The organism is Micromonospora sp. WMMD737, assembly GCF_049179055.1.
Classification (GTDB): Bacteria; Actinomycetota; Actinomycetes; order Mycobacteriales; family Micromonosporaceae; genus Micromonospora; species Micromonospora reichwaldensis.
Map to the genome: position 1 here is coordinate 6,579,799 of NZ_JBMHMH010000001.1, position 20,554 is coordinate 6,600,352.

General features: G+C 73.0%; 21 protein-coding genes and 1 pseudogene. 21 read left to right on the forward strand and 1 reads right to left on the reverse strand.

Going from position 1 to position 20,554, the window contains the following annotated elements; genetic code table 11:
- Positions 1 to 28: 28 nt before the first annotated feature.
- The 9 genes from ftsY to ACN27A_RS29225 all read left to right on the forward strand — a co-directional run bounded on the left by ftsY (position 29) and on the right by ACN27A_RS29225 (position 11,244).
- Positions 29 to 1,216: a signal recognition particle-docking protein FtsY gene (gene ftsY / locus ACN27A_RS29185; protein ID WP_151455318.1), complete on the forward strand. Its 1,188-nt coding sequence runs from the start codon at positions 29 to 31 to the stop codon at positions 1,214 to 1,216.
- A 7-nt stretch (positions 1,217 to 1,223) separates the two neighbouring features.
- On the forward strand, positions 1,224 to 2,087 hold the full coding sequence (locus ACN27A_RS29190; protein WP_192581443.1) for an aminoglycoside phosphotransferase family protein: 864 nt from the start codon (positions 1,224 to 1,226) through the stop codon (positions 2,085 to 2,087).
- Between the two features lie 193 nt (positions 2,088 to 2,280).
- Complete coding sequence (locus ACN27A_RS29195) at positions 2,281 to 3,741, forward strand: ammonium transporter (protein ID WP_421457755.1); 1,461 nt, start codon at positions 2,281 to 2,283, stop codon at positions 3,739 to 3,741.
- A gap of 25 nt (positions 3,742 to 3,766) precedes the next feature.
- Positions 3,767 to 4,105, forward strand: a complete 339-nt coding sequence (locus ACN27A_RS29200) for a P-II family nitrogen regulator (RefSeq protein ID WP_176733926.1) — start codon at positions 3,767 to 3,769, stop codon at positions 4,103 to 4,105.
- 16 nt (positions 4,106 to 4,121) lie between these two features.
- The gene (locus tag ACN27A_RS29205; RefSeq protein WP_421457756.1) at positions 4,122 to 6,431 is read left to right on the forward strand and encodes a [protein-PII] uridylyltransferase; all 2,310 of its coding nucleotides are present in this window, start codon (positions 4,122 to 4,124) and stop codon (positions 6,429 to 6,431) included.
- 222 nt (positions 6,432 to 6,653) lie between these two features.
- Positions 6,654 to 8,213: a signal recognition particle protein gene (ffh, locus tag ACN27A_RS29210; RefSeq protein ID WP_421457757.1), complete on the forward strand. Its 1,560-nt coding sequence runs from the start codon at positions 6,654 to 6,656 to the stop codon at positions 8,211 to 8,213.
- A gap of 48 nt (positions 8,214 to 8,261) precedes the next feature.
- A complete protein-coding gene (locus tag ACN27A_RS29215) occupies positions 8,262 to 9,518 on the forward strand; it encodes an RNA-guided endonuclease InsQ/TnpB family protein (RefSeq protein WP_421457758.1) in 1,257 nt (418 codons plus the stop codon).
- A 4-nt stretch (positions 9,519 to 9,522) separates the two neighbouring features.
- Complete coding sequence (locus ACN27A_RS29220) at positions 9,523 to 10,095, forward strand: Uma2 family endonuclease (RefSeq protein ID WP_421457759.1); 573 nt, start codon at positions 9,523 to 9,525, stop codon at positions 10,093 to 10,095.
- A gap of 69 nt (positions 10,096 to 10,164) precedes the next feature.
- The gene (locus tag ACN27A_RS29225) at positions 10,165 to 11,244 is read left to right on the forward strand and encodes an amidohydrolase family protein (protein ID WP_421457760.1); all 1,080 of its coding nucleotides are present in this window, start codon (positions 10,165 to 10,167) and stop codon (positions 11,242 to 11,244) included.
- 92 nt (positions 11,245 to 11,336) lie between these two features.
- Here the strand turns inward: ACN27A_RS29225 and ACN27A_RS29230 are convergent, their stop codons facing one another.
- Entirely contained in the window at positions 11,337 to 11,939 is a 603-nt protein-coding gene (locus ACN27A_RS29230) for a TetR family transcriptional regulator (protein ID WP_421457761.1), read from the reverse strand.
- Positions 11,940 to 12,042: 103 nt separating this feature from the next.
- Between ACN27A_RS29230 and proS the strand changes: the two genes are divergently transcribed.
- The 12 genes and pseudogenes from proS (at position 12,043) to ACN27A_RS29290 (ending at position 20,481) form a co-directional block, all read left to right on the forward strand.
- Positions 12,043 to 13,449, forward strand: coding sequence for a proline--tRNA ligase (gene proS, locus ACN27A_RS29235; RefSeq protein ID WP_421457762.1), 1,407 nt, complete (start codon positions 12,043 to 12,045; stop codon positions 13,447 to 13,449).
- A 144-nt stretch (positions 13,450 to 13,593) separates the two neighbouring features.
- A complete protein-coding gene (locus tag ACN27A_RS29240; RefSeq protein ID WP_327030769.1) occupies positions 13,594 to 14,241 on the forward strand; it encodes a DUF402 domain-containing protein in 648 nt (215 codons plus the stop codon).
- 297 nt (positions 14,242 to 14,538) lie between these two features.
- A complete protein-coding gene (gene rpsP / locus ACN27A_RS29245) occupies positions 14,539 to 15,006 on the forward strand; it encodes a 30S ribosomal protein S16 (RefSeq protein ID WP_311410948.1) in 468 nt (155 codons plus the stop codon).
- The gene (locus ACN27A_RS29250) at positions 14,981 to 15,241 is read left to right on the forward strand and encodes an RNA-binding protein (protein WP_172862164.1); all 261 of its coding nucleotides are present in this window, start codon (positions 14,981 to 14,983) and stop codon (positions 15,239 to 15,241) included. The genes rpsP and ACN27A_RS29250 overlap by 26 nt, the downstream gene beginning before the upstream one ends.
- A gap of 2 nt (positions 15,242 to 15,243) precedes the next feature.
- A complete protein-coding gene (rimM, locus tag ACN27A_RS29255; protein WP_421458649.1) occupies positions 15,244 to 15,831 on the forward strand; it encodes a ribosome maturation factor RimM in 588 nt (195 codons plus the stop codon).
- Between the two features lie 20 nt (positions 15,832 to 15,851).
- Positions 15,852 to 16,625: a tRNA (guanosine(37)-N1)-methyltransferase TrmD gene (trmD, locus tag ACN27A_RS29260; RefSeq protein ID WP_327030771.1), complete on the forward strand. Its 774-nt coding sequence runs from the start codon at positions 15,852 to 15,854 to the stop codon at positions 16,623 to 16,625.
- 141 nt (positions 16,626 to 16,766) lie between these two features.
- Positions 16,767 to 17,123 carry a 50S ribosomal protein L19 gene (gene rplS / locus ACN27A_RS29265; protein WP_089001547.1) on the forward strand — a complete coding sequence of 119 codons (357 nt, stop codon included), beginning with the start codon at positions 16,767 to 16,769 and terminating at the stop codon, positions 17,121 to 17,123.
- Between the two features lie 184 nt (positions 17,124 to 17,307).
- Positions 17,308 to 18,182: pseudogene (gene lepB / locus ACN27A_RS29270) on the forward strand (signal peptidase I).
- Between the two features lie 9 nt (positions 18,183 to 18,191).
- Positions 18,192 to 18,812 (forward strand): signal peptidase I, encoded by a 621-nt coding sequence (gene lepB / locus ACN27A_RS29275; RefSeq protein ID WP_421457763.1) that lies wholly within the window; start codon positions 18,192 to 18,194, stop codon positions 18,810 to 18,812.
- Between the two features lie 48 nt (positions 18,813 to 18,860).
- Positions 18,861 to 19,355, forward strand: a complete 495-nt coding sequence (locus ACN27A_RS29280) for an NUDIX hydrolase (RefSeq protein WP_421457764.1) — start codon at positions 18,861 to 18,863, stop codon at positions 19,353 to 19,355.
- Positions 19,349 to 20,161 carry a ribonuclease HII gene (locus tag ACN27A_RS29285; RefSeq protein ID WP_421457765.1) on the forward strand — a complete coding sequence of 271 codons (813 nt, stop codon included), beginning with the start codon at positions 19,349 to 19,351 and terminating at the stop codon, positions 20,159 to 20,161. The genes ACN27A_RS29280 and ACN27A_RS29285 overlap by 7 nt, the downstream gene beginning before the upstream one ends.
- Complete coding sequence (locus tag ACN27A_RS29290) at positions 20,158 to 20,481, forward strand: DUF2469 domain-containing protein (RefSeq protein ID WP_007075222.1); 324 nt, start codon at positions 20,158 to 20,160, stop codon at positions 20,479 to 20,481. Before ACN27A_RS29285 ends, ACN27A_RS29290 begins: the two co-directional genes overlap by 4 nt.
- Positions 20,482 to 20,554: the final 73 nt, after the last annotated feature.

A 20,554-nucleotide genomic window follows, 5' to 3' on the forward strand; every position in this document is an offset into this window, starting at 1 on the left:
CTCCGCCGGCATCTGACAGGATTCCGGCATGACCGAATACCTCCTCATCGCGCTCGCCCTGCTCGGCGTGCTGATCCTTGGCGGCATCGGGCTGGTCGTGCCGCGGTTGCGCCGGCGACCGGAGCCGCCGCTGCCGAAGACGGAGGTCGACACCCGGGCCGAGGAGGACCTGGCCGGCCCGCCGGTCCAGGCACCGGAGGCCGAGTTGTCCACCGGGATCCTGGTGGAGCCGCCGGTGGTGGAGGCCCCGGCACCGGTGCTGGAGGTCCCCGAGCCGACCGCCGGCCGGCTGGTCCGGCTGCGCTCCCGGCTGTCCCGCTCGCAGAACGTCTTCGGCAAGAGCCTGCTCGGCCTGCTCAGCCGCGACCACCTCGACGAGGACACGTGGGAGGAGATCGAGGACAGCCTGATCACCGCCGACGTCGGCGTCGACGCCACCCGCGACATCGTCGACCGGCTGCGCGAGCGGACCCGGGTCCTCGGCACCCGCTCCGGCGGCGAGCTGCGGGCCCTGCTCGCCGCCGAGCTGGTCAACGCGCTCGACCCGACCCTGGACCGGTCCCTGCGGACCGCGCCCAAGGAGGGCGTGCCGGCGGTCGTGCTGGTGGTCGGCGTCAACGGCGCGGGCAAGACCACCACCTGCGGCAAGATCGCCCGGGTGCTCGTCGCCGACGGCCGCAGCGTGCTGCTCGGCGCCGCCGACACCTTCCGGGCCGCCGCCGCGGACCAGCTGGAGACCTGGGGCGGTCGGGTCGGCGCGGAGACCGTGCGGGGACCCGAGGCGGCCGACCCGGCCAGCGTGGCCTTCGACGCCGTCAAGCGGGGCATCGACACCGGCGTGGACACCGTGCTGATCGACACCGCCGGCCGCCTCCAGAACAAGATCGGCCTGATGGACGAGCTGGGCAAGGTCAAGCGGGTGGTGGAGAAGCACGGCCCGATCGACGAGACACTGCTGATCCTCGACGCCACCACCGGGCAGAACGGGCTGGAGCAGGCCCGGGTCTTCACCGAGGCGGTCAACGTGACAGGTGTCGTGCTCAGCAAGCTCGACGGCACCGCCAAGGGCGGCATCGTGATCGCCGTGCAGCGCAAACTGGGTATCCCGGTCAAGCTGGTCGGGCTCGGCGAGGGCAAGGACGACCTGGCCCCGTTCGACCCCGCCCAGTTCGTCGACGCGCTGCTCGGTACCGAGCCGCTCGCCCGGGACGCGTAACCTCGCAGTGACGACCGACGATCGCGCCTACGCCGGGTGGCGCGACCCCAGCCACCCGTCGACGGGCCTCGGGAGACCGTACGTGACTTCGCAGGAGATCCCGCTGCACGGCGGGAACGTCAGCACCGTCGTCCGGGTCGGCGACACGGTCCGGCGCAACGCCGGGCCGTGGACGCCCTCGGTGCACGCCCTGCTGCGCCACCTGGAGTACGTCGGGTTCACCGGCGCCCCCCGCGCGCTGGGCATGGACGAGCGCAACCGGGAGGTCCTGTCGTACCTGGAGGGGGAGTGCGGGGAGTACCCGCTGGCCCCGCACTGGGTCACCGACGAGGCACTGGTGACCGTCGCCACCATGCTGCGCATGTTCCACGACGCCCAGTACGGCTTCGTCCCGCCGCCCGGGGCGGTGTGGCGCTCGTTCGGACCGCCGCCGCCGGACACCGAGGTGATCTGCCACCACGACGCCGCCCCGCACAACGTGATCTGGCGGCCCGACGGCACCCTGGGGCTGATCGACTTCGACCTCGCCTCGCCCGGCGCCCGGATCTACGACGTGGCGTACGCGGCCTGGACCTGGGTGCCGATCTTCTCCGACCGGGACTCGATCACGCTCGGCTGGAAGCACCCCGACCGGCCGCGCCGGCTGCGCCTCTTCGCCGACGCGTACGGGCTCATCCCCCGGGACCGGCACCGGCTGATCCGGACCATCCGCAAGCGGATCGTGGACCACGTGGAGGGCATCCGCCGGATGGCCGCCGCCGGTGAGCCGGCCTTCGTCCGGATCGTGCACAAAGGGCACCTGCGCCGGCCGATGCGGGACCTGCGGCTGCTCGACTACGAGCGCAACGCCCTGGAGTACGCGCTGCGCTGAGCGGTCCGTGCGGTCGGCCGCGCCGGCCGGCGGTGAGCTTCTCTTCACACGTCCGAAACAACCCGTCACCGTTCGGAAATCGACGGGTGACGCTGGGGGAAACAGGGAGCGAGCAGGCTTCCGCCCATCCGGCGTACGGGCGACGCTGCCCCGGAAGCCGGGAAGGAGGGAACTTCACCTTTAGGAGGCCAGCGTGCCTGAGGCACCCACGATCGATTCCGGCAACACCGTGTGGTTGCTGGTGTCGACGGCGCTCGTGCTGCTCATGACGCCCGGACTGGCGCTGTTCTACGGCGGCCTCAACCGGTCCAAGGGTGTACTGAACATGATGATGATGAGCTTCTCCGCGATCGGGCTCATCTCTGTCTTGTGGTGGTTCTACGGTTTCAGCATCGCCTTCGGTAGCGATGTCAACGGGCTCTGGGGCGACCCGGGCGCCTACCTCGGCACCAAGACCTTCCTCGCCGAGACCGACCTCTGGGGCGCGACGGCGGAGAACCCGAGCGGCATCGGCGTCCCGCTCTACGTGTTCATGGCCTTCCAGATGATGTTCGCCGTGATCACCGTCGCGCTGATCAGCGGCGCGATCTCCGACCGGGCGAAGTTCGCCGGCTGGCTGCTCTTCGCGTTCGGCTGGGCGACGCTCGTCTACTTCCCGGTCGCGCACTGGGTGTGGGGCGGCGGCATCATCGGCGGCGACCTGCACGCGCTCGACTTCGCCGGCGGCACCGCGGTGCACATCAACGCCGGCGCGGCGGCCCTGGCCCTGGTGCTGGTGCTGGGCAAGCGGCTCGGCTGGCCCCGGGAGGGGATGAAGCCGCACAACATCCCGCTCGTCGCGCTCGGCGCCGGGCTGCTCTGGTTCGGCTGGTTCGGCTTCAACGCCGGTTCCGAGCTCACCGTCGACTCGGTCGCCGGCCTGGCCTTCATCAACACCCAGCTCGCCACGGCCGCCGCCGTGCTCGGCTGGATCGTCGTCGAATGGATCAAGGACCGGAAGCCGACCCTGGTCGGCGCCTCGTCCGGCGCCATCGCCGGCCTGGTCGCCATCACCCCGGCCTGCGGCTTCATCGCCCCCTGGGCGGCGGTGCTGCTCGGTCTCGTCGCCGGGGCGGTCTGCGCGCTGGCGATCAGCCTCAAGTACAAGCTCGGCTACGACGACTCGCTCGACGTGGTCGGCGTGCACTTCGTCGGCGGCTGGATCGGCTCGCTCTGGCTCGGCCTCTTCGCCACCAACTCGGTCAACGGCGCGATCAGCGACGTGATCGGCGCCTCCGACGGGCTCTTCTACGGCGGCGGGGTGACCCAGCTCGGCCGGCAGGCCCTGGCCGGCCTGATCGTCACCGTCTGGTCCTTCGCGGTGGCCTGGGTGCTCGCCTTCGGCATCGAGAAGACGATCGGCTTCCGCCTGCGGGCCGAGGACGAGGTCGGCGGCATCGACATCGCCGAGCACGCCGAGAGCGGCTACGACCTGTCGCCGGCCGCCGGCAGCGGCGGGGGCAGCGCGTTCGCCATGGCCGGGCTGACCGGCGCCAGGCCGGCGACGGAGCCGGCGACCGCGCCCACCGTGCCTGCCGAGCCCACCGTGCCGGCTGCGGCTGCCGAGCCGGCCGAGCCGGCCGCCGGGTCCGCCGCCGAGAAGGTCGCCCGTTAACGTTCCTGGGATGGAGGGGTTGGACATGAAGCTGGTGACCGCGGTCATCAAGCCGTACCAGCTGGACGCGGTGAAGGAGGCCCTGCACGCCCTCGGCGTGGCCGGCCTGACCGTCAGCGAGGTCCAGGGCTACGGGCGGCAGAAGGGGCACACCGAGGTCTACCGGGGTGCCGAGTACACGGTCGAGTTCCTGCCCAAGATCCGGGTGGAGGTGCTCACCGACGAGATCGACGTCGACAAGATCGTGGACGCCGTCGTCGGTGCCGCCCGGACCGGCAAGATCGGCGACGGGAAGGTCTGGGTGACCGCCGTCGAGGAGGTCGTCCGGGTCCGTACCGGCGAGCGCGGCCTCGACGCGCTCTGACCGGCCACCCACCGACATGACCTCGTCGACCAGGAAGAACGCGTCGGAACACACCGGCAACGGTGCCGCCGCCCTCCTGGTCGACGAGGTCGTCGGCGTCGACGGCGGCATCGGGGCGACGGCGCGGGCCGCGCGGGCCGACGCGTACGACCGGTGGCTGCGCGGGCTGCTCCCGCAGCGGCCCGGGGTGGCGCTGATCGCCGTCGGCGGGCTGGGCCGCCGGCAGTGCGCGCCGCACGGCGACCTCGACCTCGTGCTGCTGCACGCCGGGGTGCCCGGCGTGGACGAGCTGGCCGCCTCGGTCTGGTATCCCGTGTGGGACGCCGGGCTGCGGCTGGACCACTCCGTCCGGACCGTCGCCGAGGCGCTCTCCGTCGCCCAGGACGACGTGAAGGTGGCCCTCGGGCTGCTCGACGCGCGGCTGGTCGCCGGGGACGCCGCGCTCGCGGACACCCTCGTCCGCACCGCCGCCGACCACTGGCGGCGCACCGCCGTACGCCAGCTCCCGGCGCTCCGCGAGATCACCGCCGCCCGCTGGGCCGCCCACGGCGAGCTGGCGTTCCTGCTGGAGGGCGACCTGAAGGAGGCGGCCGGCGGGCTGCGCGACGTGGGCATCCTGCGGGCGATCGCCACCGCCGGGATCACCGACGCGCTGCGCCCCGCCGTCCGCGCCGCGCACCTGCGGCTGCTCGACACCCGGGACGCGCTGCACCGGCAGAGCGGCCGCCGGGTGGACCGGCTGATCGCCCAGGAACGCGACGGGGTCGCCGCGCTGCTCGGGCTCCGGCAGCCCGTACCCGGTGGAACCGAGCTGGTCGGCGATGGCGACGCGCTGCTGCGCCGGGTCGCCGGGGACGCCCGGACCGTCAGCCACGCCCTCGACGACGCCTTCCGCGCCGCCGACCGGCTCCGCTCCGGCCGCCGCCGGGGCGGCGACGGGCGCCCGCTGCGCCGACCGGTCGCCCGGGACGTCGTCGAGCACGACGGTGAGCTGGTGCTGGCCCGCACCGCCATCGGGGCACGCCCCGACCCGAGCCTGTCGCTGCGGGTCGCCGCCGCCGCGGCCGTCACCCGGCTGCCCATCGCCCGGGCCACCTGCGAGTGGCTGGCCGCGTACTGCCCGCCGCTGCCGGCGCCGTGGCCGGCCGAGGCCCGGGCCGCGCTGATCACCCTGCTCGGCGCCGGTCCCGGCCTGGTGCCGGCCTGGGAGACCTGCGACCGGTACGGGCTGATCGAGGGCTGGCTGCCCGAGTGGACCCGGCTGCGCAGCCTGCCGCAGCACAACCCCGTGCACCGGTTCACCCTCGACCGGCACCTCGTGCAGACCGCGTACGAGGCCAGCCGGCACACCCGCGAGGTGGACCGCCCCGACCTGCTGCTGCTCGGCGCACTCCTGCACGACGTCGGCAAGGGGCTTCCCGGCGACCACAGCACGGTCGGGGTGCCGCTGGCGGCGGCGGTGGCCGCCCGGATCGGCCTGCCCGAGCCGGAGGTGGCGCTGATCGGCACGCTGGTCCGGCTGCACCTGCTCCTGCCCGACGTGGCCACCCGACGGGACCTGGCCGACCCGGTCACCATCGCCGGGGTGGCCGAGCGGGTCGGCGACCCGACCACGCTGGACCTGCTGCACGCACTGGTGCGGGCCGACGCCGCCGCCACCGGTCCGGCCGCCTGGTCGGACTGGAAGGGCCGCCTGGTCACCGAGTTGGTCACCCGGGTACGGACCGCGCTGGACACGGGCGCGCTGCCCGCCCCGCCCGCCCCCGATCCGGCCCTGCTGGCGGGGCCCCTGCCGGTCGTACACCTGACGGCAGACCGGGTGGCGGTGGCCGCGGCGGACCGGCGCGGCCTGCTCGCGACGGTGGCCGGCTGCCTGGCGCTGCACCGGCTGGAGGTGCTCTCCGCCGACGCCTCCACCGTCGACGGCCGGGCCCTGGTCGAGTGCCGCGTGCAGCCCCGGTACGGCCTCGCGCCCGACCCGATCGCCCTCGGCGCCGACCTGCGCCGCGCGGTGAACGGCGACGTCTCGGTCACCCAGCGGCTGCGCGGCCGGGCCCTGGCGGCGCGGTCCGATCCGGCCGCGCCCCGGGTGGTCTGGCACCGCGAGGCGGCCACGGACGCCGTGCTGCTGGAGCTGCGCGCCGCCGACGCGGTAGGGCTGCTCTACCGGGTCACCTGCGCCCTCGACGAGGCCGGCGCCCAGGTGCGCGCGGCCCGCATCTCCACCCTCGGCGGCGACGTGGTGGACGCCTTCTACCTCGTCGGCGGCTGGCCGGACGACACGACCCGGGCCCGTCTGGAGGCGGCGGTGCTGGCCGCCGTGTAAGGAAGGGCCCCCTGTTGACGCCTGAGGTGGAGGAAGGGCCCCTGCCACCGTCGGGCCCCCGCCCTCCCGGCCCCGCGATCTTGGTGGTCCCGCCCGAATGGCCGGGGTCAGCTGCGCCCGGGCCGAAGCGGCCGTAGGGCTGGCCGGCTACCCTAGCGGTGGCCGGACACCTCGCCCGGTCGCCGATCTGCCCGCCGGAACACTGACAAACGGGATGTTCGCGTGTTTGACACCTTGAGTGACCGCCTGTCCGGGATCTTCACCAAGCTCCGCGGCAAGGGCCGGCTCACCGACGCCGACATCGACGCCACCGCGCGCGAGATCCGCCTCGCGCTGCTGGAGGCGGACGTCGCGCTGCCGGTGGTCAAGGGCTTCATCGCCAACGTCAAGGAGCGGGCGCGCGGCGCCGAGGTCTCCCAGGCGCTCAACCCGGCGCAGCAGATCATCAAGATCGTCAACGAGGAGCTGATCAACGTCCTCGGCGGCGAGGGGCGGCGGCTCCAGTTCGCCAAGCAGCCGCCGACGGTGATCATGCTCGCCGGCCTCCAGGGTTCCGGTAAGACCACCCTCGCCGGCAAGCTGGCCCGCTGGCTCAAGGCCCAGGGCCACCAGCCGCTGCTGGTCGCCGCCGACCTCCAGCGCCCCAACGCCGTCGGGCAGCTCCAGGTGCTCGGTGGCCGCGCCGGCGTCGAGGTGTACGCCCCCGAGCCCGGCAACGGCACCGGCGACCCGGTGCAGGTGGCGCGCGCCTCGATCGAGCACGCGAAGCGGGCCGCCCGGGACATCGTCATCGTCGACACCGCCGGCCGGCTCGGCATCGACGCCGAGATGATGCAGCAGGCCGCCGACATCCGCGACGCGGTCGAGCCGGACGAGGTCATCTTCGTCATCGACGCCATGGTCGGCCAGGACGCGGTGCGCACCGCCGAGGCGTTCCGCGACGGCGTGGGCATCACCGGCGTGGTCCTCTCCAAGCTCGACGGCGACGCCCGCGGTGGTGCCGCGCTGTCGGTCCGGGAGGTCACCGGGCAGCCGATCCTCTTCGCCTCCACCGGCGAGAAGCTGGAGGACTTCGACGTCTTCCACCCCGACCGGATGGCCAGCCGGATCCTCGGCATGGGCGACGTCCTCACTCTGATCGAGCAGGCCGAGCAGGCCTTCGACACCGATCAGAAGGAGAAGATGACCGCCAAGCTGATGGGCGGCGAGCAGTTCACCCTGGAGGACTTCCTCGACCAGCTCATCGCGGTCCGGCGGATGGGCCCCATCGCCAACGTGCTGGCCATGATGCCGGGCATGGGGCAGATGAAGGACCAGCTCGCCGAGGTCGACGACAAGCACTTCGACCGGGTCACCGCGATCATCCGGTCGATGACCCCCGCCGAGCGCACCAACCCGAAGATCATCAACGGCTCGCGCCGGGCCCGCATCGCCAACGGCTCCGGCGTCACGGTGATGGACGTCAACCAGCTGCTCAACCGCTTCGCCGACGCGCAGAAGATGATGAAGCAGATGGGCGGCATGATGGGCCTGCCGGGCGGCGGCCGGCGCAAGGCGACCAAGTCGCCGAAGAACAAGCGCAAGGGCACCAAGGGCGGCAACCGGCCGCGCGCCGGGGCGGGCGCTCAGATGCCGGGCGGCTTCCCGGGCGGGATGCCGCAGCTCCCGCCGGGCATGGATCCGAACGACCTGGCCGGCGGCCAGGGGCTGCCCCCGGGCTTCAAGCTGCCGAAGATCGACTTCAACAAGCTTGGCAAGGGCGGCGGCGGTCAGCCCCGCTGAGGTGTGTCGCTGACGGCGGGTGGCATGATCCTTGCCTAGGGTGATGGCGTGCCCCTGGAGGGAGGAGTCATCAAGAGCCCGCCCGAGAAACCCCTGGCTCTGGCCATGGGTGTGGACGAGACAGTGCGATACACCTACCGGTTGCGCCCCGGCGCGACCGCAGTGGCCGCACTGTCCGAGGAGTGGGGCCGGTGCCGGTGGCTGTGGAACGAAGCCGTCCACCAGCAGAAGGCCGGCCGCAAGCCCACCTTCTGCAAGTTGTCCAAGCTGCTTACCGAAGCGCGGAGCCGGCACCCGTGGCTGCGGGACGGCTCCCAGGTCGCCCAGCAGCAAACACTGCGCACCTATGCATTGGCCTTGCAGCACTCGTTCAAGGTCAAGGGCCGCGGACGGCCAACGGCCAAGCGGCGCAAGAAGGCTCTGCCCAGCCTTGGGTACACCGTGCGTGGATTCACCATCCGCGACCGCCGGTTGCGCCTGGCTGGCGGAATCGACATCCCGGTGGTCTGGTCCCGTGAGCTGCCGTCGAATCCGACCAGTGTGCGCGTCTACCAGGACTCGCTCGGCCACTGGTACGCCTCGTTCGTGGTCCGCCGCGAAGCCACACACGCGCCCGCCGCAGACGGTAAGATCGGTGTCGACTGGGGTGTCAGCACCACCGCCACCACCACGGACCCCGCCTACGACCTGCCTCACCTCGGCCACCGCAAGCGGTGCGCCGCCACGATGGCCAAGGTGCAGCGCAAGATGAGCCGTCGGCGCCGCCCCCGCGGACGCGCCCCCTCGAAGGGCTATCTGCGGGCCAAGCAGCAGGCCGCCAAGCTGCACAAGAAGGCGGCCAGGCAGAACATCCACGACGCCCGCCAGTGGGCGAAGAAGGTCGTGGATGACCACAGCGTGATCGCCGTTGAGGACTTCAAACCGAGGTTTCTGACCAGGACCACGATGGCCCGCAAAGCCGCGGACGCCGCAATCGGTGCCGCCAAATGGGAACTGATCGACCGTGGCATGCGGGCGGGCCGGAAGGTGGTGCTGGTGCCGCCCGCCTACACCACGATGACCTGCTCCGAGTGCGGTACGAGAACCAAGGAACGCCTCGGGTTGGGTGTCAGAACTTTCAGGTGCGACGACTGCGGGTACACCGCCGGGCGCGACCTGAACGCCGCGAGGACGATCCTCGCCACGGTAGAACGCGACCGTGCTGGCGCCGACGACATAAGACACGTGCTCACCTCCCTTCGGGGCGGTGGCGCTGTGCGGTCTGAGCCAGATATCCCCCGGCCTTCAGTCGTGGGGAAGCGTTAAGACCGTGGCACCCATCCTGCCCGACCGGTCGGAGTGGACGGTCGACGACCTCGGCGACCTGCCGAAGGACCTTCCGTACGAGTTGGTCAACGGAAGGTTGATCGTGCCGTCCCCCACCGCCGTGCATCAGGACCTCTGCGTGCGACTGCTGCTCGCGCTCGAGGTCAACTGCCCCGCCGACTACCTGGTCAGCATCGACCTGTCGATGCGCATCGACCGCCGCAACGAGCCGCGCCCCGACGTCGTCGCCATCCGCCGCGAGCACGCCGACCGCTCGCCCGTTCCCGTCGAGGACGCGCTGCTGGCCGTCGAGGTCCTCTCGCCGTCCTCCACGTTCCGCGACCTCTACGACAAGGCAAAGGTCTACGCGCACGCCGGGGTGCGGACGTACTGGGTGGTCGACCCGCTGCACGAGCGGATGACCCTCACGGAATACACGCTCGGCCCCACCGGCGAGTACGAGGCGGTGACCCACACCGAGGACCTCTTCGTCACCGAGCGGCCCTGGAAGGTCTCCGTCGACCTGCCCGCGCTGACCGCGCGGCGGGCCGGGCTGCTGGCGCGCGACGAGGGCTGAACGCCGCCGGCCGCGCAGGGCGGGAAGAATGGCGGGCGGACCGCCCCCTTTCGCGCAGACGGAGGACGCATGGCCTGGCACGTACGCGGCGTGGTGCTGCCCGACGACGAGGTCCGTGACCTGTGGCTGGTCGGCGACCGGGTCACCTTCACCCCGGTCGCCGGTGCGGAGACGATCGCCGACGGCGGGTTCGTGCTGCCCGGTCTGATCGACGCGCACTGCCACATCGGCATCGCCCGCGGCGGCGCCCCGATCACCTCGCTCGACCAGGCCCGCGAGCTGGCCCGGGTCGACCGGGACGCCGGGGTCCTCGCCATCCGCGACGCCGGGTCGCCGTACCCGTACCCCGAACTCGACGACGAGCCCGACCTGCCGCGGCTGGCCCGCGCCGGCCGGCACGTCGCGCCGCCGAAGCGCTACCTGCGCGACATCGGCGTCGAGGTCGGCGCGGCGGAGGTGGCGGCGACGGTGGCCGCGCAGGCGCGCGCCGGCAACGGCTGGGTGAAGCTGGTCGGCGACTGGATCGACCGGGGCGTCGGCGACCTGGCCCCGGCCTGGGACGCCGACACCATGGCGGCCGCCGTGCGGGCCGCGCACGCCGCCGGGGTACGCGCCGCCGTGCACACCTTCTCCGAGTCGGCCGTCGAGATCATGGTGCGCGCCGGGGTGGACTCGGTGGAGCACGGCACGGGCCTCAGCCTGGACCTGATCGACGAGATGGCCCGCCGGGGCACCGCGCTCATCCCCACGATGATCAACATTCGGACCTTCGGCGGGATCGCCGAGCAGGCCCGGGCCAAGTTCCCCGGCTACGCCGAGCACATGCTCGCGCTGCGCGACCGCTTCCCCGAGGTGGTCCGCTCGGCGCACGAGGCCGGGGTCCCGATCTACGTGGGCACGGACGCGGGCGGCGGCATCGACCACGGCCTCGCCGCGGAGGAGATGCTGCTGCTGCACGAGCAGGCCGGCATGTCCACCACCGACGTGCTCGCCGCCGCGTCCTGGCGGGCCCGCGAGTGGCTCGGCTTCCCCGGACTGGTCGAGGGCGGCCTGGCGGACCTCGTCGTCTACGCCGAGGACCCGCGCGTCGACCTGCGCGCCGTACGCACCCCCGCCCGCATCGTGCTGCGCGGTCGCGTCGTCCGCTGACCCGTCGCGCCCGGGCGGTCGGCGGGGGAGGCGCCCGGTCGGGCCGGTGGCGCTCCGGCCGGCGGTGCGGCGCTGCCCGGGGCGGCGCCCGGTCAGCCGGTGTGGGCCTGGGTGACCGCGTGCAGGAGCAGGTACACCGCGAGGTCGGCGAGGGCGGCGGCGGTCTGCGCGACGGGGGCGCCGGGCAGGACGATGTGGCTGATCACCAACCGGACGACCGAGTCCGTGGCGAACGCGACGGCGTCGCGGTCGGCGCCCGGCAGCACGCCGTCGGCCCACTCCAGCAGCACCTCGGTGGCCTCGGTCAGGACCAGCTCCGACCGGGTGGTCAGGTAGGGCAGCAGGTCGTCCGAGCCGCCCCGGGAGCTGGTCAGGACGGCCTTGATCAGCGGGTCGTCGGCCGCCTGCGTGAGGGTGTGCGAGATGGTGGCGTGCGCGGCGGCCCGCACGTCGTCGCCGTGGGCGCGCAGCAGGGCGCGTACGTCGCCGACGAACCTGTCGACCTCCCGCCGGGCGAGCGCCTCGGCCAGCCCCGCCTTGGTGCCGAACTCGTTGTAGACCGTCTGCCGGCTGACCCCCGCCGCGCGCGCGACGGCACCCATCCGGACGCCGTCCCAGCCGGTCGCGATGGTCAATGCCCGGGCGGCCTCGACGATCGCGTCCCGGGAACGGGTGCCGTCCCTCACCTCACCCATGGTGGTCGAATCCTAGCCCGGCCGCACCGACCGGCACGGCGGAGACCGCCGACGTCGCGCCCGATGACGTCGTCCCTTCGGCCGACGCATAGGATGTGCGGTCATGGCACGCGTGCTCACTCCCCGTGCGGAGGACTTTCCCCGCTGGTACCAGGACCTGATCGCCAAGGCGAAGCTGGCCGACAACGGCCCGGTCCGGGGGACCATGGTCATCCGCCCGGCCGGCTACGCCATCTGGGAGCGGATGCAGGCCGAGATGGACGCCCGGATCAAGGCGGCGGGCGCGGAGAACGCGTACTTCCCGCTCTTCATCCCGGAGAGCTACCTCAAGCGCGAGGCCGAGCACGTCGAGGGCTTCTCGCCGGAGCTGGCGGTGGTCACCCACGGCGGCGGCAAGCAGCTCGCCGAGCCGGTGGTGGTGCGCCCCACCAGCGAGACCGTCATCGGCGAGTTCATGGCCAAGTGGATCGACTCCTACCGGGACCTGCCGCTGCTGCTCAACCAGTGGGCCAACGTGGTCCGCTGGGAGCTGCGCCCCCGGATCTTCCTGCGCACCAGCGAGTTCCTCTGGCAGGAGGGGCACACCGCGCACGCGACCCGCGACGACGCCCGCGCCTACGCCCGCCGGATCCTGCACGAGGCGTACGAGGACCTGATGGTCAACGTGCTCGGCATCCCGGTGGTCGTCGGCCTGAAGACCGCCCGCGAGCGCTTCGCCGGCGCCACCGCCACCTACACCTGCGAAGGCATGATGGGTGACGGCAAGGCCCTCCAGCTCGGCACCAGCCACGAGCTGGGGCAGAACTTCGCCAAGGCGTTCGACATCAGCTACTCGTCGGCCGAGGGCGGCCGGGAGCACGCGTGGACGACCTCCTGGGGCACCTCGACCCGGATGCTCGGCGGCCTGATCATGTGCCACGGCGACGACAACGGCCTGCGGGTGCCGCCGAAGCTGGCGCCCGTGCAGGCGTACGTCATGGTGGTCAAGGACGGCGAGGGCGTCGGGGAGGCGGCGGCCAAGCTGCGCGACGGCCTGCGCGACGCGGGCGTCCGGGTCGCGCTCGACGACCGCGTCGACACGCCGTTCGGCCGCCGGGCCGTCGACGCCGAGCTGCGCGGCTATCCCGTACGCGTCGAGGTCGGCCCCCGCGACCTGGCCGCCGGCAACGCGGTCGTGGTCCGGCGCACCGACGGCTCGAAGTCCCCGACGCCGGTGGCCGACGTGGTGACCGCCGTGCTGGCCGCCCTCGACGCCGACCAGCGGGCCCTGCACGACCAGGCGCTGGCCCACCGGAAGTCCCGCACGGTCGAGGTGTCGACCCTCGCCGAGGCGATCGAGGCGGCGGCCACCGGCTGGGCCATGGTGCCGTGGTCGGCGGTCGGCGTGCAGGGCGAGGCGGAGGCCAACGGCCAGGGCGTCACCGTGCGCTGCCTGCTGCGCGCCGACGGCTCGGTGCCCGACTCCGAGGACGAGCCCGACCTGGTCGCCATCCTGGCCCGCGCCTACTGAGGTCCGCCCACCCCCTCACCCGCGGCGGCTCCCTCAGGCGTCAGGAAGGGCACCTTCCTGAGGCCTGAGGCAGAGGAAGGGTCCCTTCCTTGCACCTCGGAGCGGTGGGCGGGGGCCGGGGGTGGGGGCCGGTAGGGTCGGTGCGTGAGATTCGAACCTGGGCGGCTGATCGTGCACCGCAACGTGCGCCGGGGCCGGATCGGCTGGGTACGCACCGCGCGGGTGGTCAGCGACGACGACCGGGGCCTGCTGCTCTGGGTGCCCCGTGACTCCCCGGTCGCGAGCGAGGTCACCGAGGCCGGGCTGGGCATGCGGGCGGTGCCGTTCAGCGAGTGGATCTCCTCGTCGTACCGCCTGGCCACCGGCCGGTGGGACGGCCCCTCGGTGCTCAAGTTCCTGCCCGCCGGGGCGGCCCACTCCGTGTGGTGGTTCCGCGACGCGCACGACCGCTTCGCCACCTGGTACGTCAACCTGGAGGAGCCCGGGGTGCGCTGGGACGACGGCACGCTCGCCGGCGTCGACATGGTGGACCAGGACCTCGACGTGGTCGTCCGCCCCGACCTGGGCTGGGAGTGGAAGGACGAGGGGGAGTTCGCCGAGCGGCTCGCCTTCCCCGACCACTACTGGGTGACCGACGCCGACGCGGTCCGCGCCGAGGGGAAGCGGGTGATCGCGCTGGCCGAGGCGGGGGAGTTCCCGTTCGACGGCACCTGGTGCGACTTCACCCCGCCGCCCGACTGGACCGTCCCCGACGGGCTGCCGCCCGGCTGGGACCGTCCCCCGGTGCGCTGACCCGGCCCGGCCCGCCCGCGCACCGCCCCCGACCGGTGGGGCAGGCCGCCGCCCGGCGACTGTGCTTTCGGCCACTTCTGCCGCCGGGCGGGTGACCGGGGGCGGTCCGGTGTGAGAGTTCCGGGCCCGATCTGGCAGAATGGCTGGCTGGTATCCGGCGCGCGTCCGGCGCCCTCTAACCCGGGCACGTCGCCAGTCCACCGAGCAGTCTCCGGCCCAACCCCACTGTGCCGGTCGACACTCACCCGTGCACCGCCCGTACCGGGCAGGTGAGATCGCAACAGGAGCGAAACAACTGTGGCCGTAAAGATCCGGCTCCTGCGGATGGGCAAGATCCGCAACCCGCAGTACCGCATCGTCATCGCCGACTCGCGCACCAAGCGCGACGGCCGGGCGATCGAGTTCGTCGGGGTCTACCAGCCGAAGGAAGACCCTTCGGTGATCGAGGTCAAGTCGGAGCGGGTCCAGTACTGGCTGTCCGTCGGCGCCCAGCCGAGCGAGGCGGTGCAGCGGCTGCTGGAGCTGACCGGTGACTGGCAGAAGTTCAAGGGCCTGCCGGCCCCGCCGCCGCTGAAGGTCGCCCCGGAGCGGGTCGACCGCACCGCGGCGTACGAGGCCGAGGCGAAGGCCGCCGCCGGGCTGGCCGAGGCGCCGGCGAAGCCGGCCAAGAAGGCCGCCAAGGCCGAGGCTCCGGCCGAGGCGCCGAAGACCGAGGCTCCGGCCGAGGCCCCGGCTGCCGCTGCCGACGCCGGTGAGCAGGCCTGACATGCCTCTGCGTCCGGCGTTGGAGCACCTGGTCAAGGGCATCGTCGACCACCCCGATGACGTACGCGTCCGGATGGTCGACTCCCGTCGGGGCAAGCGGCTGGAAGTCCGCGTGCACCCGGAGGACCTCGGCACGGTGATCGGGCGGTCCGGCCGGACCGCCAAGGCGCTGCGCCAGGTGATCGGCTCCATCGGCGGGCGCGGCGTGCGCGTCGACATCGTCGACTCGTACTGATGCTGCTCGTCGTCGGCAGGGTCGGCAAGCCGCACGGCATCCGCGGTGAGGTCACCGTGGAGGTGCGGACCGACGAGCCCGAAGCACGGTTCGCCCCCGGTATGGTGCTCAGCACCATGCCGGGGGCGACACCCCGGGCGCGGCACACCGAGCCCGGGGCGCCTCAGCCGTCGCCGGCCGCGCCCGCGCAGGGGGTGGCCTTCCGGGTGCCCGCCGAACTGGTCGTGGAGTCCGCCCGCTGGCACCAGGGGCGGATGCTCGTCGCGTTCGAGGGCATCGGGGACCGGGACGTCGCCGAGGCGCTGCGCGGCACGCTGGTCGCGGTCGACAGCGCCGAGGTCGCCCCGCCGGAGGACCCGGAGGAGTTCCACGACCACCAGCTCGTCGGGCTGGCCGTGGTCACCCCGGCCGGAGACCGGCTGGGCGAGGTGGCCCGGATCGACCACGCCCCCTCCTCCGACCTGCTGGTGCTGCGCCGTCCCGAGGGCGGCACCGCGCTCATCCCGTTCGTCAAGGCGATCGTCCCCGAGGTTGACCTCGCCGGCGGTCGCGTCGTCGTCGACCCGCCGGCCGGTCTGCTCGATCTGTAGAACCGCTGGAGCACCCCCGCATGCGCGTCGACATCGTGTCGATCTTCCCGGAGTACTTCGCCCCGCTGGACCTGTCGTTGATCGGCAGGGCGCGGGCGAACGGCACGCTGCGGCTGGCCGTACACGATCTGCGGATCTGGACCCACGACGTGCATCGCACGGTCGACGACACGCCCTACGGCGGCGGGCCCGGCATGGTGATGCGGCCGGAGCCGTGGGGCGAGGCGCTCGACGCCCTCGCCCCGGCGGAGGTGACCGCGCCCCGGCTGGTGGTGCCGGCCCCGACCGGCGCCCCCTTCACCCAGGCGATGGCGCACGAGCTGGCCGCCGAGCCACACCTGCTCTTCGCCTGCGGCCGGTACGAGGGCATCGACCAGCGGGTGCTCGACCACGCCGCGACCCGGATGCCGGTGACCGAGGTCTCCCTCGGCGACTACGTCCTCTTCGGCGGCGAGGTGGCGGTGCTGGTGATCCTGGAGGCGGTCACCCGGCTGCTGCCCGGCGTGCTCGGCAACGCGGGTTCGCTGGCCGAGGAGTCGCACGCCCACGGGTTGCTGGAGGCCCCCATGTACACGAAGCCGGCGACCTGGCGGGGGCTGGAGGTGCCGGAGGTGCTCCGCTCCGGTGACCACGGCAGGATCGCCCGCTGGCGGCGGGACGAAGCGCTGACCCGCACCGCGACGCGTCGTCCCGACATGCTCGCCGCCGTGGACCCGCAGCGCCTGGACAAACGGGACGTCGCCGCGCTGGACCGGGCCGGATTTCAGGTGCCGCCGGGGGATGTGGCAAAGTAGGGGGGTTGCCGCAACCGGCCGCGCCGCGGCCGGCTGCGAGGATCCTCGACCGGGGTCGGTCACCGACCACCACCCGGGGATCAGAATCACCCACCCGCGCACCGATTGACGGTGCGCCGTGAGCCTCACGAGGACGCAGCGATGAACATCCTGGACGCCCTTGACGCCCAGTCGAAGCGCACCGACCTCCCCGACTTCCGTGCCGGTGACACCGTCAAGGTGCACGCCCGGGTCGTCGAGGGCAACCGGTCCCGTGTCCAGATCTTCCAGGGCGTCGTCATCCGCCGCCAGGGTGACGGTCTGCGCGAGACCTTCTCGGTCCGCAAGATCAGCTTCGGCGTCGGTGTCGAGCGCACCTACCCGATCAACAGCCCGGCGATCGACCGGATCGAGGTCGTGACCCGCGGTGACGTCCGCCGCGCCAAGCTCTACTACCTGCGCGAGCTGCGGGGCAAGAAGGCCAAGATCAAGGAGAAGCGCGAGAAGCAGCCGAGCTGACCTCGCGCTCGCCACGCCGCCCGAGCTGCGCGTATGTCGTACCGACCGGACCGCACTACCCTGGTCGCTACGGGCGCAGCCGGGCGACGTCCCGCCACGACGGCGGAGCGACGACCACTACCGCCCGGGGAGCCCCGACAGGGTTCCCGGGCGGTAGTGTCATTTCTGCTGACCGGAGAGTGGCGTGGTGCAGACGCTTGACGAGGACGGCGCCGTCGACCCCTGGCGACGACGCGCCCGCCGACCCCGCCGACAGATGCCGCTCTGGCAGGAGCTGCCGCTGCTGCTGGTCGTCGCGTTCTGCCTCGCGGTGCTGATCCGCACCTTCCTGCTCCAGGCGTTCTTCATCCCCTCCGGCTCGATGGAGGACACCCTCCTCGTCGGTGACCGGGTCCTGGTCAACAAGGTCGTCTACGACGTGCGCGACCCAGTGCGGGGCGAGGTCGTCGTCTTCCGGGGCACCGACCGCTGGGCCCCGCAGGTCGCCGAGGGGCCGGAGCCCGGGTTCGCGGGCAAGCTCAGCCGGACCGTCGGCGACCTGGTCGGCGTCAGCCGCCCCGGCGAGAAGGACTTCATCAAGCGGGTGATCGGCCTGCCCGGCGACCGGGTGAAGTGCTGCGACGCCGAGGGGCGGGTGCTGGTCAACGGCACGCCGCTCGACGAGTCGTCGTACGTCCTGCGCGACTCGCCGCTCGACATCCCGCCCAACCCCCGCGAGTGCCGGTCCCGGCGCTTCGACGAGGTCGTGGTCCCGCCCGGGCAGATCTTCGTCATGGGCGACCACCGGATGGTCTCCCAGGACGCCCGCTGCCAGGGCCCGGTGCCGATCGAGAACGTGGTGGGCCGGGCGTTCACCGTCGTCTGGCCGTCGTCGCGCTGGAGCGCCCTGTCGGTGCCCGCGACCTTCGACGACGTCGCCGACCCGCCGGCCGCCTCCACCGGCGCCCCGCCCCCGGTCCGCCCCACGCCGGACGGCGATTTGGTGCTGCTCGCCCCGACCGCTGTCGCGCTCGCCGTTCTCGCGCGTTCCGGACGGTGGCGTCGGGTCGGGCAACGTAGGCTCGTGCCGTGATTGACGAGCAGACCGACAAGCCGCGCAGTTCCTTCTGGAAGGAGCTGCCCATCCTCCTGGGTGTGGCGATCCTGGTCGCGGTACTGGTGCGCGCCTTCGTGCTGCAGACCTTCTTCATCCCCTCCCCGTCGATGGAGAACACCCTCCAGATCGACGATCGGGTGCTGGTCAACAAGCTGGTCTACGACTTCCGGTCCCCGCACCGGGGCGAGGTGATCGTCTTCAAGGCCCCCCTGGAGTGGAGCGCCAACCCCGACGGCGAGGACTTCATCAAGCGCGTCATCGGCGTCGGCGGCGACCACGTGGTCTGCTGCGACGCGCAGGACCGGCTGGTGATCAACGGCAAGTCGCTGGACGAGCCCTACATCTACCCCGGCGACAAGACCGCCGAGGAGTTCGACATCACCGTCCCGAAGGGCCGGCTCTGGGTGATGGGCGACCACCGCGAGGCGTCGGGCGACTCGCTGGAGCACTGGCAGCAGTCCGGTCAGGACATCACCGTCGCCACGATTCCCGAGGGCGAGGTCGTGGGGCGGGCCTTCACCGTCTTCTGGCCCGTCGGCCGGGCCACCTGGCTGAGCGTCCCGAAGCCGTACGAGGCCATCCCCGAACCGTAGGGGCCGCCGGGCGTGTGCGTTGTCGGCGGCGTCTGGCAGGCTGGTGCGGTGACCGTCTACACCCCTCGGCGTGCGGCGCGCGTCCTGCTCGTCGACACGGCGGGTCGGGTGCTGCTCTTCTGCGGCTCCGACCCGGCCCGTCCCGAGCACGGGCGCTGGTGGTTCACCCCCGGCGGCGGCCTGGACGAGGGGGAGACCTACCCCGAGTGCGCGGCGCGGGAGCTGGCCGAGGAGACCGGGCTGCGGCTGCCGGCCCCGGCGTTCGGGGCGCCCGTGCACCGCGACGTGACGGAGTTCCCCTTCGACGGCGTGTGGTACCGGCAGGAGCAGGAGTTCTTCCTGGTGCGGGTGGCGGGCCACGAGGTCGACACCGCCGGCTTCAGCGAGATCGAGCGGGCCACCGTCGCCGCCCACCGGTGGTGGTCGCCGGACGAGCTGACCGCCAGCGGCGAGCGGTACTACCCGCCGGACCTGACGACGGTGCTGGCCCGGGCGCTGGCCGCCGCGCCCGCGCCGACGGCCGGGCAGGATGCGCCGTGCTGACGCCCCCGCGCACGGTGGTGCGCCGCGAGGGTGGCCTCTACGCGCTGGAGCGCGCGTTGCAGCGGCGCGGCTTCCGGCACGTCGCCGGGGCCGACGAGGCGGGTCGCGGCGCCTGCGCCGGGCCGCTGGTCGCCGCCGCCGCGATCCTGCCCGAGGGCCGTCGCGGCGAGATCGACGGGCTGGCCGACTCCAAGCTGCTCACCCCCGCCAGCCGGGAGCGGATCCACGACGAGGTCGTGGCCCGCGCGCTGGCGTACGCCGTGGTGGTGATCCCCGCCGAGGAGGTCGACGAGCGGGGCCTGCACGTGAGCAACCTGGCCGCGATGCGCCGCGCGCTGGCGTCGCTGACGATCCGCCCCGACTACGTGCTGACCGACGGCTTCGGCGTGGACGGCCTCGACGTGCCGGGGCTGGCCGTGTGGAAGGGCGACCGGGTGGCCGCCTGCGTCGCGGCGGCGAGCGTACTCGCCAAGGTCACCCGGGACCGGATGATGGTCGAGCTCGACGGGGCGTTCCCGGGCTACGGGTTCGCCGAGCACAAGGGTTACATCACCGCGGAACACACCGCGGCGCTGCGGGACCGGGGGCCGTGCCGGGAGCACCGGTTCTCGTACGTCAACGTGGCGACGGTCTCCGGTCGCGACGGCGCCCCACCCCGGGCGCGTCGGCCGGCGGACGCGAGGCGGGACGAGCCGATGGAGCGCTCCTGCCCGCCAGGGGGTACCGTCGGCGTGGCGTTGGGCGAGCAGCCTCAGCCTCCGGCGTCGGTGGGGGAAGATGTGGTCATGGAAGGCGGAGTGCGATGAGCGCGGAAGACCTCGAGAAGTACGAGACCGAGATGGAGCTCCAGCTCTACCGGGAGTACCGCGACATCGTCCGCCAGTTCTCCTACGTGGTGGAGACGGAGCGCCGGTTCTACCTGGCCAACCAGGTCGACCTGCACGTGCGCAACTCCGACGGCGAGGTCTACTTCGAGGTCGAGATGCACGACGCCTGGGTGTGGGACATGTACCGTCCCGCCCGGTTCGTGAAGAACGTCCGGGTGATGACCTTCAAGGACGTCAACGTCGAGGAGCTGGAGAAGCCCGACATCTCGCTGCCCGCCGACTCCGGCTTCGGCGGCTGACCCACCGCTCCGCCGCCCGTCCGGCGGCCCCACCGCCGGCCGTACGGCCCCGTCGGCGCCCCCACCGCCGCGC

What these genes read in the sequence shown, in the direction of transcription:
- ftsY (WP_151455318.1), top strand. Translation starts at nt 29, where the DNA reads ATGACCGAATACCTCCTCATCGCGCTCGCCCTGCTCGGCGTGCTGATC.
- ACN27A_RS29200 (WP_176733926.1), top strand. Translation starts at nt 3,767, where the DNA reads ATGAAGCTGGTGACCGCGGTCATCAAGCCGTACCAGCTGGACGCGGTG.
- ACN27A_RS29205 (WP_421457756.1), top strand. Translation starts at nt 4,122, where the DNA reads ATGACCTCGTCGACCAGGAAGAACGCGTCGGAACACACCGGCAACGGT.
- ACN27A_RS29225 (WP_421457760.1), top strand. Translation starts at nt 10,165, where the DNA reads ATGGCCTGGCACGTACGCGGCGTGGTGCTGCCCGACGACGAGGTCCGT.
- ACN27A_RS29230 (WP_421457761.1), bottom strand. Translation starts at nt 11,939, where the DNA reads ATGGGTGAGGTGAGGGACGGCACCCGTTCCCGGGACGCGATCGTCGAG.
- proS (WP_421457762.1), top strand. Translation starts at nt 12,043, where the DNA reads ATGGCACGCGTGCTCACTCCCCGTGCGGAGGACTTTCCCCGCTGGTAC.
- trmD (WP_327030771.1), top strand. Translation starts at nt 15,852, where the DNA reads ATGCGCGTCGACATCGTGTCGATCTTCCCGGAGTACTTCGCCCCGCTG.
- rplS (WP_089001547.1), top strand. Translation starts at nt 16,767, where the DNA reads ATGAACATCCTGGACGCCCTTGACGCCCAGTCGAAGCGCACCGACCTC.
- ACN27A_RS29290 (WP_007075222.1), top strand. Translation starts at nt 20,158, where the DNA reads ATGAGCGCGGAAGACCTCGAGAAGTACGAGACCGAGATGGAGCTCCAG.